This is a genomic window from Streptomyces sp. NPDC042371 (assembly GCF_056437465.1).
The window spans coordinates 357,881-372,598 of record NZ_JBWKAP010000010.1 but is presented as its reverse complement, the minus strand read 5'-3'; the positions used below and the strand labels follow the sequence as shown (position 1 = coordinate 372,598).

Here is a 14,718-nt window from a genome sequence, read left to right as displayed (position 1 = left end):
CCTACAAGGGAATTGGTGCTCAGTGAGCCACATCGTCGTGAAGCGCCCACCTCGCACGCTGCCCTCCGCCGTCCCCACCGACGAGGTCGTGCTGCAGCCCCCGCCCGAGCTGCCGCGCGGGCAGCAGGAGGGCGCGATGATGCAGCTGCTGCCCATGCTGGGCATGGGCGGCTCCGTGGTGTTCTTCTTCATGCCGAGCGCACATCCGTTCATGAAGGTCATGGGCATGGTGATGGTGGCATCGACGGTGGCCATGTCCGTGGCGATGCTGATCCGCTACCGCCGGGGCAATCAGGGGCAGTTGGCGGACCTGCGGCGCGACTATCTCGGGTATCTGAAGCAGACCCGGCGTACCGCCGTCGAGACGGCGCGGGCACAGCGCGACGCGCAGTACTACCTCCACCCCTCCCCCGAGCAGTTGTGGGCCCTGGTCGCCGAGGGCAGCCGGGTCTGGGAGCGGCGCACAGGCGACGCGGACTTCGGACAGGTGCGCATCGGCCTGGGCCCTCAGTCACTCGCCACTCCGCTCGTACCGCCACAGACGGCGCCAGTGGACGAACTGGAGCCGCTCACCGCGGGCGCGATGCAGCGCTTCCTCGCCGCGCACAGCACGTTGGAAGACCTGCCCATGGCCATCTCGCTGCGCGCCTTCTACCACGTGACGGTCAGCGGGGACCCCGAGACGGCACGGAGCACGGCACGTGCGCTCACCGCCTCCCTTGCCTCGCTGCACTCCCCCCAGGACCTGGTGATCGCTGTCGGGGCGGGCACGGCCGCCGCGCCCGCCTGGGAGTGGACCAAATGGTTGCCGCACAGCCAGACGCCGGGGGTCGCGGACGGAGCGGGTAGCCGACGCCTCATCACCGGTGACCCGATCGGACTGGAGGCCATGCTCAACGCACGGCTGCAGGGTCGGCCGCGTTTCCACTCCGAGGGATCCCCCCTGCCGGACGAGCCGCACATCGTCGTCGTGCTCGACGGACTGTCGCTGTCCCCGACAGCGGCCCTCGCGTCGCCCGAGGGACTACAGGGCGTGACGATCGTAGAGGTGGTGCCGGGCGAACTGGCGCATGGGCGTGGCGGTCTGTCGCTCGCAGTGCATCCGGGGGCGCTGCGGATCGAGTCGGACCACGGCCTGGTGTACGAAGGAACTCCGGATGTCCTGTCGTACGAGGGGGCCGAGGCGCTCGCCCGGCAGCTTGCCCCGTTGCGCGTCCCCTCCGGAGGCGACGACGACGAACCGCTGCTGGCCAAACTGGAGTTCACCGACCTGCTCAATCTCGGTGACGCCGACTCGGTGGACACGAGGCGGACATGGCGCCCTCGCTCGCTCTCGGAACGGCTGCGCGTTCCCATCGGCGTCGGCGAGGACGGCCGTCCCGTGATGCTGGACCTCAAAGAGGCGGCGCAGGAAGGCATGGGTCCGCACGGGCTGTGCGTGGGGGCCACCGGTTCCGGCAAGTCGGAGCTGCTGCGCACGCTGGTGCTCGGCCTCGCGGTGACGCACTCCTCGGAGAGCCTGAACTTCGTCCTCGCTGACTTCAAGGGCGGTGCGACCTTCGCCGGCGTGGCGCAGATGCCGCATGTCGCCGCGGTCATCACCAACCTGGCGGACGACCTGACGCTCGTCGACCGCATGGGCGACTCCATCCGGGGCGAGCTCAACCGCCGCCAGGAACTGCTGCGGGACGCGGGCAACTACGCGAACATCCACGACTACGAGAAGGCACGTGCCGCGGGCGCCGCGCTCCAGCCGATTCCGTCCCTGGTACTGGTCATCGACGAGTTCAGCGAGCTGCTCACCGCGAAGCCGGATTTCATCGACATGTTCGTGCAGATCGGCCGCATCGGCCGATCGCTCGGCGTCCATCTGTTGCTGGCTTCGCAGCGCCTGGAGGAGGGTCGGCTGCGGGGTCTGGAGACGTACCTCTCGTACCGCGTCGGGCTTCGCACCTTCTCCGCCGCCGAGTCACGCGCCGCTCTCGGAGTGCCCGACGCGTATCAACTGCCGAACGTGCCCGGATCCGGCTACCTGAAGTTCGGCACGGACGAAATGGTGCGTTTCAAGGCCGCCTACGTCTCCGGCGTGTACCGGTCGGAATCGGGTCAGGCCACCACTTCGGGCGGCCCGCTCCCCGTGGACCGGCGTCCAGTGCTGTTCACCGCGGCCGAGGTGCCCGTGCGGTACGCGGCCGCGGCGGTGCCCGAGCCGCGTGCCGCCGCGGCGCCGGACACGGACGGCGCGGACGACGCCCTCGCCGACACCGTCCTCGACGTGATCGTGCGCCGCCTGGAGGCGCAGGGCCCGGCCGCCCACCAGGTGTGGCTGCCGCCGCTGGACAGCCCGCCGTCCCTGGACACGCTGCTCACGGGGCTCACGGCCGTGGAGGGCCGCGGCCTCACCCAGCCCGGCTACGAAGGGGCGGGACGTCTCGTCGTACCGCTGGGCCTCGTCGACAAGCCCTACGAACAGCGGCGCGACCCCCTGTGGTGCGACTTCTCCGGGGCAGCCGGTCACATGCAGATCGTCGGCGGACCCCAGTCCGGGAAATCGACCCTGTTGCGCTCGCTGATGGCGGCCTTCTCCCTCACCCACACCCCGTACGAAGTGCAGTTGTACGGACTCGATTTCGGCGGCGGGGGGATGGCGTCCGTCGCCGGACTCCCCCATGTCGGCGGCGTCGCCTCGCGCCTCGACCCCGAGCGGGTGCGACGTACGGTCGCCGAGGTGTACGGCGTTCTGTCCCGTCGCGAGGAGTACTTCCGCACGACGGGTATCGCGTCCATCGCCGACTTCCGCGCGCGCCGGGCCCGTGGCGACATCTCGGTGACCGACCAGCCGTGGGGTGATGTCTTCCTGGTCATCGACGGGTGGGGCAACTTCCGTTCCGAGTACGAGGGTCTGGAGCCGGCCGTCCTCGACATCGCCGCGCGGGGCCTCGGCTACGGCATCCACCTGATCCTCACCGCGTCACGGTCCATGGAGGTCCGCGCGAACCTCAAGGACCACCTCATGAACCGTCTCGAACTGCGGCTCGGCGACACCATGGACTCCGAGTTCGACCGGAAGGTCGCCGCCAACGTTCCCACCGGAGTGCCTGGTCGCGGCCAGACGGCACAGAAGCAGCACTTCATGGCGGCCGTCCCGCGTATGGACGGGCTGTCCTCCGACTCGGATCTCGCCGAGGCCACGGCGGCCCTGGCCACCGAAGTCGCCCGGCACTGGACGGTGCCGGGCGCTCCCGCCGTCCGCCTGCTGCCGCGCGAGCTGCCGGCCGACGAACTGCCCGCGGGCAACGCCTACCCGGACCGGGGCGTGTCCTTCGCCCTCGACGAGAACAACCTCGCACCGGTCTTCCTGGACTTCGAGCAGGACCCGTTCTTCCTCGTCTTCGGCGAGAGCGAGTCCGGCAAGTCCAATCTCCTGAGGCTGCTCATCAAACGGCTGACCGAGCGCTACAGCGGCGACGTCTGCAAGCTCTTCGTGGTCGACAACCGCCGCTCACTCCTCGACGCCGCTCCGGCCTCCCACCTGGCCGAGTACATCCCGATGTCCAACGCCATGGACCACCACATGGCGGCCCTGGCCGACCTGATCCAGCGGCGCACCCCGCCCACGGACGTCACCGCACGGCAGCTCCGCGAGCGCAGCTGGTGGCAGGGCCCGACGGTGTACGTGATCGTCGACGACTACGACCTGGTGTCCACGTCCAGTGGCAACCCGCTGGGCCACCTCACCGAGCTCCTCCCGTTCGCCCGGGACGTGGGCGTGCGCTTCATCATCGCCCGCTCGACGGCGGGTGCGGGACGGGCGGCCTACGAACCGTTCATGCAGCGGGTGAAGGAGCTCGGGGCCCAGGGCGTGGTCCTGGCCGGCGACCCGGACGAGGGCGACATCCTGGGCGGGGTACGACCCCGGCCCATGCCGGTCGGCCGGGGGATCTTCGTGTCGCGGAAGCGGGGGAAGCCGATGGTGCAGACAGGGCTGGTGGACGGGGAATTCTGAGGGGATGCCGTTCTTCCCAACCTCTGAACAGGGACAGAGCCCGCAAGTAGGGTGGCCCCACAGCTCTTTCGTACGTTGTGAAGGGACCCTCCGCCATGACCGACGCACCTGACACCGAGGCGCAGGAGAAGGCTCGCAAGGAACGCGAGAAGGAGGAGCTCTACGCTCTCGACATCTCCGGTATCGAGTGGCACAGCGCGCCGGGCACCGAGGAGCACGAGGAGCGGGTGGAGATCGCCTACCTGCCCGAGGGCGCCGTGGCCATGCGGTCGTCGCTGGATCCGGAGACCGTGCTGCGGTACACGGCGGCGGAATGGCGGGCGTTCGTCCTGGGCGCGCGGGACGGGGAGTTCGACCTGGAGCCTTCTGTGCGCAATGGCGGGGTCGCGACGGCCGAGTGAGGATGGGGCCGCTCGTCTGTCGGCCCCGTGAAGGACGGGGTGGACGCCTCCCGCGCGCGTCCACCCCGATTCGTCTACGCCGTGCCCCGGCTCGGGCTCGCTCGAAGCAAGCCTGCGCCGGCCCGGGCTCACTGGAAGTAGCTGGCACCCTTCAGGTCGCCGCCCCGGTAGTCACCGCCGGCCTGGCCGACCTTCTGCCCGATGTCGACCAAGGCGCGGTGGATGGCCTCGACGTGCTTGTCCCATTCCTTCTGCTTCGCGATGTACGCCGTGTGGGCCTCGCCTTCCCAGCCCTCGGCCACCTTGGCGACGGCCCGCTTGATGTCCGCGAGGTCCGCTTCCAACTGCTTGGCCTGAATACCGAGCTCAGTGGTGATGGCGTCAAGGCCGCCGTATTTGACCGCGAGTTCGTCCATGTGCACGTTTGCCATGCCTGCCCCGTCTCTCAGTAGTTGTGGGGGACTCGCCCCTCGAAGACCTCAGCGGTTTCAGTAGCTGCTGATCGCCGAGTGCTGTCCGCCGTACTGGACGTCGATGCCGTCCATGGTCGACCTGACCTGGTCCTCGAGCCCGTCGGTCAGCTTCTCGTTGCCGCTGATGCCTTCCAGGAAGTCCACCAGGATGTTTCCGACCGCCCGCATGTGCTCGTTGATCTCGGTCTGCTTCCTGTCGAAGGCATGCGCTCCGATGCCCCGCCAGTTGCCTTCCATCGTGTCGAGCGTGCCCTGGAGGCGCTTGAGCTGCTTCTGAACCGAGTCGTACTTGCCCACGATCTCTTTCTTCAGAAGCGCCACTTGCTCGTTGTTCAACTTCTGGCCGTCAGCCACGGCTGGGCTCCTTTCGCGAACTGTCGTCGGGGTGAGATGAGTCGGATGAATTGGGCGAAGCGTCGTCGTGATGTGCCGAGTTCAGGCGCGACGTCGAGCGCGCACCGCGAAAGCGCCGCCGCCGACCGCCACGACTGCGGCGAGGCCGCCCAGGACCGGCCACAGCAGGTTGCTGCCGTCTTCGTCGTCCGAGGCGCGCTCGGCGGCGGCAGTCTCCTTGCCGTCCGAGGCCGTCCCCTTCCCTGGCGGTGAAGGTGCCTCGGCGGGCGCGGATGCGGCAGGGGTCGAGCCGCCATCAGAACCGGCACCGGCGGTCTTCTTGTTGGTGATGGGATCGACGTCCGCGGGACCAGGCTTCCCTTCGCCCTTCACGACGTTGCGTGCGGGCCGGATCAGCCCGTAGCCGAGGTAGTCACTGGGCTCGTCCTTCGGCCAGTCGCGGCCCGCGGTGTCGATGAGGACGCGGAGGACCTGGTTGGCGGTCCAGTCGGGGTGCTTGGACCAGACGAGGGCGGCGGAGGCGGAGGCGATGGCGGTGGCCGCGCTGGTGCCGCCGCCGCCTTCGTCGCAGTAGGAGCGGAACGTGGCGTCGCACCAGCGGGGGATGTCGAGGCCGGGGGCGGCGAGATCGACGTACTCTCCGAATTCGGAGAATTTGGCGACCTTCCCGGAACGATCAGCTGCCGAAACTCCCACAACCTGGGGGTACGCAGCTGGATACCCTACGAAGTTCTTCGTTTTCGCATCGTTGCCGACACCGGCGAACAGCAACTTGCCCTTTGACGACGCATACTTCACTGCGGACTTCTCTGCCTGGGACATGAAGTCGCTGCCGAAGGACATGTTGATGATTCGCGCTTCGCTGTCGGCCGCGGCCCTAATGGCAGCAGGGCTGTCGCCCTCTTTCGCGCCCAGTTCCTTTCCCGTCGTGGTGCGGATGGGAATGATCCCGGCATCCGGAGCCAGCCCCTTCAGGCCACCGCTTCGACCGGAACCCGCGATGAGCTCAGCCATGGTCGTGCCATGCCCCGAATAGTCGTCCTGGGCACCGCCCGCTGCACCCGTGACATCTTTGCCGGGCAGCACATGCCCCTTCAAAGAAGGAGTCGCCCTTACACCTGAATCGACAACGGCGACTTTGACGCCTTCCCCAGTGCTGACCTTCCACAGTTCCTCGGCGCTCATCGCGTCCAGGTACCACTGCTTGGAGTGAACGTCGGCACCGGCCGCGGTCGGAGCCAGTCCCACCGCCACCAGGGTCAGCGCACCCACCGCAGAGCCCACGGTGACGGCTCTTCGCCGAGCGCAACGTGCGAGCGGCGCCCTACCGTCACGTCGACTGAACCCTGACTCCATGCCCTGCACGCCCTCGCTCACAACTAGTCGATCACTGGTGGTACGTGTCGCCGCACGGCATTCAGATGGGTCTCTTCGTCCTCGATCGCATACTCAGCCCGCCGCCCTTCGCCGCCCTCTTCTTTGCCGGGATCGCGCCGATCTCCCGCAGGCCGACGAACGAGGCCGGCACCGCCGACGGAGAAACCGCTCTTGCGGCCCGGCGACGCGGAACTACGGGCCTTCGGATTGCCGACCACACCGCCAGAGCTTCCGCGCTTACTGCCACTGCCACTCGTAGCTCGCAAATCAAGGGGGCCCTCAGCCCCTACCACCGGGCCGCGCGACACCCTGTACCCGCTCGAACCAGTGACGGGATTCGAGGCGGGCCGCCCACCCACCACGCCTCGGGTCTGCCCTGCTCCGGTGTGCGGGATGCCGGGTCGCTGTTCCGACGTACCGAGCGGACGCGGGGTCCCGCCGGTGACACTTCGTCCCGCAGGCGGGTGGCCAGGCGCCGACGGATTACTGATACTCCGCCCCTGGGCCGTCGGCCCCGTACGTCCTGTCGACGCCGAGGGCCCACGCCCAGGGCTCTCCTGTGCCCCCTTGGGCCCGCCCGTACCGGTTCGCCCCTGCGCGGGCATCGGGCGCTTCGCGTCTCCGCCAGGGCCGGGTGTGCGGACCGTGGGTGCTTTGCTGGTCGGATTGAACCGGCCCGCGCCCAGTGGAGGAGCACCGTCGTTGGGGGTAGGGCCGGATGTCGAGGGGTGCGGGCCCGGCACAGGACTGATGTCTTGTGGGGGCAACGTCTTGATGCTGTCGATCTCCGTACCCACAGGGCGCTCCGCAGAGGCTATGGGGGTGGGCGTCTCATTGCGGGACGACAAGGGCACGCTCGACGAACCCGTGTCGCCCGACGTCTTCATGTCACCCGGAGTGGGCGTGTCCCCTCCCGGCCCTTGAGATGACGCGGACACCAGCTCGCTGCCAGTAGACGCAGCGGGGGGCTGCTGTCCGCCGTCGCCCTCCCCGGGAGCGAAGCGCGCAGGCGGCGGTAGGCCGACATCGGGCATCGCCGAAAACGTAGGCGGCTCCTGGCTCGCCATCCCTTCTTGCGACACCTGGTAGAACGACGCCAACCGGTTCATCTGGTTGATCGCTTCCTGACGGTGCTTCTCCGCCTTGACCGCGGCGCCGTACTCCTCGTTCCCCTCGACCCGCTTCGGAGAAGGAATGTCCTCCACAGCCTTCGGGTCGACACGGCTGTCCCGGGGCGGCATGGACGCGCGCACGGACGTCAGCCCGGCGCTTGCCGACTCCATGTGGGAGCTCACAGCAGCGGCGAAGTCCGAAAGCTTGTGCGTGTCCTTGACCAGATTCTTGCCCCACTTGCGGAACGCCTCTCCCGCCTCGCCCTCCCAGTCGACCCTGTCGATGTGCTGACCGAGTTCCCGGGCGGCCGCGGCGATCGCGTTCCGTGCCCCCTGCAGCGCCCTTCCGGCACTCTCCATGTCCGTCGGTTCGGCCTCCTCGACCAAGTCGATCATGTCGTTGAGGCGGTGTCCTTCGAAACCCACTAGGACCACCCTGCATCGGACTTGTCGCTGCCGTGGCCGCCTTGGGCGTCCGGCTTGCCGCTGCGCTCTCGCTCGTCCTGCATCTGCTCGCGGCCGACCTTGGTCTGGATCGCCCAGAAGCGCTGCCGGAGGTCCTCTTCGAGGTTGTCGAAGCCGACGTCGGCGCCGTGCACGGCGATCCCCATGGCGTCGATCTGATCACTGAGCATCTTGGACAGCGACGTCAGCCGCTCGTGGACCTGGTCGTACTGCGAATACAGCCCGTCGGCCTCGGGAAAAGCGCTGCCCGGGCCGCTGAAGGACGCGCGGGAGACCTTCTGCGCGCCGACCTTCGACGAACCACCGGCCGAGCCTTCGAACTCTGTGAGAAGCGTGTTGATGCGCTGCCGGAACGTCTTCAACGCTTCCAGCCCGCGCTTGACATCGGCGCCTGACGACCCCGTGGCACCCCCGTGCACGTTCGCAGAAAGCACTAGGCCTTCCCTCCCCGTTACCTGCCTGCCCGACCCTCTCGTGATCGCGGTGGCTGATGGTCAACAGATACCCCCTACATCACTCTAACCACTACGCGCTGCGCCCCAACGCAACTGTTGACTATGGCAGTTGCCATCAAGCCAATGCGCGGCACAAGCCCGTGACCCGAAACCACACACAAGCCGCGATCACCCTCACTGCGGAACCAGTACCGGCCAAGACAGCCAGGCAGGCGCGCGACAACACCATTCGAAACGCGACACGTTGTTAAGTTGCTCGATACGCGGACATCCTGACGCTGGAGGTATGCCGTAACGATGCATGCGGCGCCACCCCCAACCGCCACCGATACCGCCGGGGCACGACGCAGTACAACTGGACGGGAGACGGGGCGACTTGTGATGAAGGCAGAGGCTCACGACGAAACGGATTACGGAGAAGGCGCACCCTCCGTCGGGACACAGCTGAATGCTCTTCCCGACGATCCGAGCGCAAACCCACCCATGCTGAGGCCACCAGACTTGGCGTCCTCCCCCGCCGAGAAGCAAGCCGCCGCCCGAGCAATCGAAGATCGCATCGAGCCAGACACCAAGGCGGCGGGCGCCTGGGCCAACGAGGAGACGATGACCGCCGTGACGGCCTTGAAAGCGGACGGCGGGTGGCTGACGTCCGACGCCCTCAGGGACGCTCACAAGACTTGGGGCGAGCAGGTGCAAAACCTGCTGCACCGTCTGTCGTCCGAGAAAGCGGCCCTACGAGGCAGCAACACCGTGCTGACCGCTACGGACGAGGCAGTTGAGTCCGGGGTGCGGAACTCGTCCTCGCTGGACGCCTACTGATCGCTGCCCATCGCCGCCCGACAGCTAATGGGGGACAGATGCCAACCTACAACGAGATCATAAATACAGACCTGTCAGCGCTAAGCAGCGCCGCCGACCGCTGGGAGGATATGGCGACGAAGAAACTGCACGGCCAAGAGGTGGCCTACAAGCGTGACATACGCCAGATCTCTATGGGGTCGACCTGGACGGGCCTAAGTGCAGAAGCCGCAGATAAGCGCTTCGAGGTCACTCTAAAGGAGTTCAAAAAGGCGCAGACGGAGGCAAAAGCCATCGCGTCCCTCCTCCGAGAAGCAGAGGCTCTGTTCCGCGCGTTACGCGACAACCTCAAAGGCGCCCGCGAAGACGCGATCGAAGCAGGCATGAAGGTTTCCGACCAAGGAGCCGTTTCTTACAACACCGAGAAGCTGAGCGCAGCGCAACTGACTGACTACCTCCATGATCCAGGATACCAGGACAGCGCAAAGAAGGCTGCCAGTTCCTGGCAAGAACTCATCGACCAGATCGTGAAGGACGTGGGTAGCGCCGACAGAGATGTTCAGGCAGCCCTACAAGGAGTAGCGATAGATGGGGACCTCGCCGATGGCACGCCGCATGGCTTTAATGGTCAAGCTCAAGGTGACATAAAGAATTACGCACGCGAACAGCACAAGGAGGAGCGAACTGACGCCTGGGACATCGAGGGCAATGTCAAACTGAACCTGCTCGACGCGGGTTTCACCGTAACCTCAGATCCAAAGTATGGCAAACAGGCCGCCGTAAAAGCATACACGGACGCAATACATGCAACCGCCGAGGGGACGCTTACCCGCGGGGACTGGAAGCTTGCCGGGATAGCAGACGGCTACTTCGGCGCTAGAGCAACCGCGAACTACGGATTCAACAAAGAGGGCATCGTCGGTAAGGCAGAGGTCTCCGGAGGTCTGCGGGCTCTGACCGAGGGACGCGCCGAATACGGCCCTTACGCCGCCGGGTACGGACGGGCCGAAGGCTTCGCCGGGGTCGAGGCAGGAGTGAATGCCAAGGTCACCAAGAGCGAGATCACGGTCGGGGCGAAGGCGTTCGGTGGGGCGAAAGGAACCATTGCGGGAGGTGGGGAAGTCGCCGGCATTGGAATCGGCGGGACAGCCGAGGGCTGGTACGGCCCGGGTGCTGAAGCCTGGTGGGGTTACAAAAAAGATGATGACGGCACGTTCCACCTCGGCGGAAAAGGGGGAGCTTCGCCTCTGGTCGGCGGCGCATTGGGAGTCGAAATTACTGTCAATCCTGACAAGTTCGCCAAGACCGCCTCCGATGCCGCTGACGTGCTGGGTGAAGGGGCCTCCGCAGTCGGCGACGGCATTGATGCCGTCGGCGATGGTATTGATGCCGTCGGCGACGGCCTCGGATCCTTCAAAGACTCCATCACAGGACTGCTGTGATCGGCTCCACAGCGAAGGAAGCACCTACTCATGACGCCCACGCCTGTCAAGTTTAGATTGCCAGACGGCTGGATTCCGGCTCACCCACAAGGAACTCTCGACGGGAATGCAGATTTTGCCGCAGTGCACCCTTCGCCAGATTCGAGTTTCGCGGCCAACATCACTATTAACTGCAAAGAACTATCAGGCATCAACTCTTTGGCGGACCTAGCAGATGAGTCGGCAGAGTACCTACACAGAGTTGCTGAAGACGTGACTCTGACCCTTCGCCGCGAAGTTGGATCGCGCAGTGCTCCCGCCCTGGTTCAACGACTACTCTTGGTAGTCGTCCGTGACGGAGTGCGCCAGAATCTCGCGCAATCGCAGGTTTACCTGCCTCTCACGGACGAAGAGAATCCCGGAGATAAGCGCATCTCTGCCCAAATCACCCTGACAGCCACCGAATCCCAGCATGACCGAGTTTTGGCTGACTTTCAGTCATTTGTTCGAACAGTCCGCCTGGATGTGGAGTCAGGAGATTAGCCGTGGGGATCTGGAACAAGCTGACCGGCACCAAATTTCCCGATAGTGGCGTGCCGTCAATACCCCCGTCCGAAGTCAGAAGTGCCCTACTCGCACTTAACGGACCTGGTGTGCCGTACCGCGTACGTGATGCCCCGCCGGCCGAGAAGGCGGATCTGGTAGCGGAGTGCCAGATCGCGAGGGTGGGCTTGAGAATGAAGATTAGGATGCGCCTGGTCCCTCATAAGCGCGAGGTACGCGTCCTGCACGAACGATGGGAAAATCGCTCGGGTGACAACTCTAGTTCCCAATATGGTCGCGGCCACGCACCCGCCGTATTTCGTCAGCGCGAAACTACGCAAGGAGACGACGGCAAGAGCCGCCAGGTTGAGGTGTACCGCTTCGACACGCGAGAGGTGACGGAGCCTCTCGCGAAGGCTGTACTGGCCGCCGGGTGGACGTGGCGGGGGGTATTGAAGCTATAACGTCACCCCAGACGTCGCCCGTGTCTGCGTCGCGCGTCCCGCACAGCCACCCCCACCCCTCCGAGCCCCGTCACCACAACCACCGCCCCCACGACGGCATACGTGGCCAGGCGGGCCGTTCGTTCCTCTGCGGTCTCGCCCAGGTGGAGTTTCGCGGGGGTTGGAGCGTCGGCGCGGGTTATCCCCTCTCGCGGAGTAGGGGATTCGAGGGGGTGATCGTCCTCCGTCAAGGCGCGGGTCGGGTCCGCGATGCCCCAGCCGACCAGCCGGTCGTGGCCCGCCACCGAGCGTTCCGCTGTCTGTTGGATCTGGGCCGTGATCTGTCGCGGGGTCCAGGTGGGGTGCTTGGATTTGAGGAGGGCCGCCAGGCCTGCGACGTACGGGGCCGCGAAGCTCGTGCCGCTGTCGGCGCAGTGGCCGCCTCCCGGGACCGTGGAGATCATGTCGACTCCCGGGGCCGCCACATCGACGAAGTCGCCGGACTGGGAGAAGGCGGCTCGTTCGTTGTTGCGGTCCGAGGCCGCCACCGCGAGCACGCCCTCGTAGGACGCGGGGTAGGTCTTCTTGACGTTGCCGCCCAGGCCGTCGTTGCCTGCTGAGGCGACGACCACCCGCCGCTTCCCCAGGGCCCTGTCCACCGCCCGCTTCAGTTCCGGCGCGGGCTTCGCCGCGTTCGCGGTGTCCTGGGAGATGTTGATGACGTCCGCGCCGACGTCGACCGCGTGATCGATGGCTTTGGCAAGCGTTGCCGCGGTGCCGTGGCCCTCCGCGTCGTTCTGTGTGATCGGGATGATCGTCGCGTCCGGGGCGAGGCCCACGAAACCGGTGCCCTTGGCGGGGCGTGCCGCGATGATGCCCGCCACCCGGGTGCCGTGACCGACGCCGTCCGTCGTGCCGTTCGACTTGCCGCGGTCGATCTTCTCGCCCTTGTCGTTCTTGGCGGGGAGAAAGTTGCGGCCACGGGACGCGTCCACCGCGGGCTTCAGCTGCGGGTTCTTGGTGTCCACGCCGGTGTCGATCACCGCTACGCGCACTCCCTTGCCCCTGGACTGGAGCCACAGTTCGTCCAGGAGCACGCGTTGCAGGGACCAGGGGCGCCCCTCGTACTTCTTGGACGGGAACGTGCACTGACCGGTCGGCGACGACGGGTCGGCGTCGGCCTGCGTCGGCGTCGCCACGGCGAGAGTCAGCGCGGCCGTGACCGCCCCGGCAGCCCTCCTCGCGCCACGGGAACGTACGACGGAAGCGTTCGTCATCTCAGCGGCCCCCTCATGCCTCAGGAGCCCTGCGGCTGGCGTGCCGCGGCCGTCGACAAGCGTGGCCCTGTGGGCAGGAACTTGGACCAGGCCGCGGGGATCGGCGTCACGACGGTGTCTTCGTACCCGAGGCGCGTCTGAGCCTGTTGCGCCTCCTGCTCTTGCTGCTTGCGCTGCTTCGCGGACGTCCCGATGCCCGCGTCGTCGGTCGCGCTGTCGCTGTTGGACTGCATCGCGTAGCGCAGGCCCGTGTCGGTGACCAGGAAGATGCCTCCGGCCTCGGTCTCGGAGCCGAGGAACTGGCGGTAGAGCTGGCCCGAGCCCGGCGTGACGTACGCGCTGGACGAACCGGTGGGAAGTGTGGCCGGGAAGTCGGTGCCGGCCCAGGTGCTGAGGGTGGGCGCGCCGTCGTCGGCGTCGACGTCGCGCAGGACGTTGCAGACGGTGTTGCGGCTGCCGCGTGTGCTGGACGCTTCGTTGGCGGTGCTCGGCTCCTCACGCGGCCATGCCTTCCCCGCCCCGAATTCCTTCGTCTCGGGGCTGAATGCCGCGGCGCTCAGTTGCCGAGCCCGGCCGTTCTGTCCGAGGACGACCAGGTCGGGGCTGCTGAGGAGCAGTTTCGCGGTGAAGTCGGAGACCGGGGCGATCCGGCCCGGGAGGACCACGTAGTGCTGGGGGCCTTCGCCGTCGGTCGCCTTGAGGATCATGCCGACCTTGTCGGCCGCGTCGTCCTGCAGGCCCGGCACGTTCGCGTCGGCGCCCGGGGGGCCGTCGATCTCGGGGAAGTCGATCGCGTCTCTCCGGAGCAGAGTGTCGAGCCACTGTTTGGAGACCCGCTGCGGTTCACGGTCGGACCCCACGAGGACGCGCAGCAGCAGTCCGCGCTCCTCCTTCTCCGAGATCCGGTACGCCCTGCCGCGGGCGTCGACCACATAGCGTGTCCGGTCCGGGCCCACGACGTACAACAGTTCGCCGCCCTGCAGGCGTTCACGGCCCTCGGTCCTGTTCCGGTCGCGGTCCCCCAGAACAAACGCTGCCTTCTGAATGCTGCTGCCGCCCTCGACAGGACGTTCGCAGACCGCCCAGCGCTTGGCGGAGCCGGCCTCCGGCGCCGAGGGCAGGCGGTCGGGGGCGTACGGGATGCCGATGGTGGCGCCGTGCGGGATCTTGCCCTTGTCGAGCACGGACTCGTCGACGTTGATGACCTCGCCCTTGTCGGAGTCGAGAAGGAGCTTCGCCGAGGCCATGTTGAGGACCGGGTGCAGTTGGGGTTTGCCGTGGGTCTCCAGGACGACGTAGCGGGTCGTCGAGTCGCTCGCGATGATCACGTGTGCCTTGGGATCGTCCCAGCCCGGTTTGGCCGCCGGCCGGAACATTCCCCACGCGCCGAAGACGGCCAGGACGATCACCGCGACGATGAGGCCGGGCACCACCGCACGCAGCGGGCGAGGAGCTCCTTCCTCCGAGCCCGAGGGTGAGGGCTGGATGAATGCGGCCAGCGTGCGGCGCTTGGCGAAGATGTACGCATTGAGCTCGTCCCGTCGTGATGCCATGCGTATCTGGTTCTCCCCGTGGGCGACCTGAGTGGCTGCT

At 66.9% G+C, this 14,718-nt stretch carries 10 protein-coding genes; 4 read left to right on the top strand and 6 right to left on the bottom strand.

Going from position 1 to position 14,718, the window contains the following annotated elements:
- Positions 1–22 precede the first annotated feature (22 nt).
- Positions 23–4,006, top strand: coding sequence for a type VII secretion protein EccCa (eccCa, locus tag AC068B_RS30130; RefSeq protein ID WP_478674735.1), 3,984 nt, complete (start codon positions 23–25; stop codon positions 4,004–4,006).
- A 95-nt stretch (positions 4,007–4,101) separates the two neighbouring features.
- On the top strand, positions 4,102–4,407 hold the full coding sequence (locus tag AC068B_RS30125) for a DUF397 domain-containing protein (RefSeq protein WP_478674734.1): 306 nt from the start codon (positions 4,102–4,104) through the stop codon (positions 4,405–4,407).
- Between the two features lie 128 nt (positions 4,408–4,535).
- Here AC068B_RS30125 and AC068B_RS30120 read toward each other — a convergent pair whose 3' ends face one another.
- From AC068B_RS30120 to AC068B_RS30105, 4 genes are all read right to left on the bottom strand, one after another.
- Complete coding sequence (locus tag AC068B_RS30120) at positions 4,536–4,838, bottom strand: WXG100 family type VII secretion target (RefSeq protein ID WP_478674733.1); 303 nt, start codon at positions 4,836–4,838, stop codon at positions 4,536–4,538.
- A gap of 57 nt (positions 4,839–4,895) precedes the next feature.
- Positions 4,896–5,234, bottom strand: coding sequence for a WXG100 family type VII secretion target (locus AC068B_RS30115; protein ID WP_478674732.1), 339 nt, complete (start codon positions 5,232–5,234; stop codon positions 4,896–4,898).
- 81 nt (positions 5,235–5,315) lie between these two features.
- On the bottom strand, positions 5,316–6,590 hold the full coding sequence (locus tag AC068B_RS30110; protein ID WP_478674757.1) for a S8 family serine peptidase: 1,275 nt from the start codon (positions 6,588–6,590) through the stop codon (positions 5,316–5,318).
- A 1,558-nt stretch (positions 6,591–8,148) separates the two neighbouring features.
- A complete protein-coding gene (locus tag AC068B_RS30105) occupies positions 8,149–8,622 on the bottom strand; it encodes a hypothetical protein (protein WP_478674731.1) in 474 nt (157 codons plus the stop codon).
- A gap of 402 nt (positions 8,623–9,024) precedes the next feature.
- Between AC068B_RS30105 and AC068B_RS30100 the strand changes: the two genes are divergently transcribed.
- Together AC068B_RS30100 and AC068B_RS30095 are read left to right on the top strand one after the other, a co-directional pair.
- A complete protein-coding gene (locus tag AC068B_RS30100; RefSeq protein ID WP_478674756.1) occupies positions 9,025–9,462 on the top strand; it encodes a hypothetical protein in 438 nt (145 codons plus the stop codon).
- Positions 9,463–9,500: 38 nt separating this feature from the next.
- A complete protein-coding gene (locus tag AC068B_RS30095) occupies positions 9,501–10,883 on the top strand; it encodes a hypothetical protein (protein WP_478674730.1) in 1,383 nt (460 codons plus the stop codon).
- 988 nt (positions 10,884–11,871) lie between these two features.
- On the opposite strand, the gene mycP is transcribed toward AC068B_RS30095, so the two are convergent.
- Together mycP and eccB are read right to left on the bottom strand one after the other, a co-directional pair.
- Positions 11,872–13,125 (bottom strand): type VII secretion-associated serine protease mycosin, encoded by a 1,254-nt coding sequence (gene mycP / locus AC068B_RS30090; protein ID WP_478674729.1) that lies wholly within the window; start codon positions 13,123–13,125, stop codon positions 11,872–11,874.
- A 20-nt stretch (positions 13,126–13,145) separates the two neighbouring features.
- Positions 13,146–14,678, bottom strand: coding sequence for a type VII secretion protein EccB (gene eccB / locus AC068B_RS30085; protein ID WP_478674728.1), 1,533 nt, complete (start codon positions 14,676–14,678; stop codon positions 13,146–13,148).
- Positions 14,679–14,718 lie beyond the last annotated feature (40 nt).

Bases quoted from the DNA above. Each gene is read 5' to 3' on its own strand.
- AC068B_RS30120 (WP_478674733.1), bottom strand. From the start codon at position 4,838: ATGGCAAACGTGCACATGGACGAACTCGCGGTCAAATACGGCGGCCTT.
- AC068B_RS30100 (WP_478674756.1), top strand. From the start codon at position 9,025: ATGAAGGCAGAGGCTCACGACGAAACGGATTACGGAGAAGGCGCACCC.
- AC068B_RS30125 (WP_478674734.1), top strand. From the start codon at position 4,102: ATGACCGACGCACCTGACACCGAGGCGCAGGAGAAGGCTCGCAAGGAA.
- AC068B_RS30095 (WP_478674730.1), top strand. From the start codon at position 9,501: ATGCCAACCTACAACGAGATCATAAATACAGACCTGTCAGCGCTAAGC.
- eccB (WP_478674728.1), bottom strand. From the start codon at position 14,678: ATGGCATCACGACGGGACGAGCTCAATGCGTACATCTTCGCCAAGCGC.
- mycP (WP_478674729.1), bottom strand. From the start codon at position 13,125: ATGACGAACGCTTCCGTCGTACGTTCCCGTGGCGCGAGGAGGGCTGCC.
- AC068B_RS30110 (WP_478674757.1), bottom strand. From the start codon at position 6,590: ATGGAGTCAGGGTTCAGTCGACGTGACGGTAGGGCGCCGCTCGCACGT.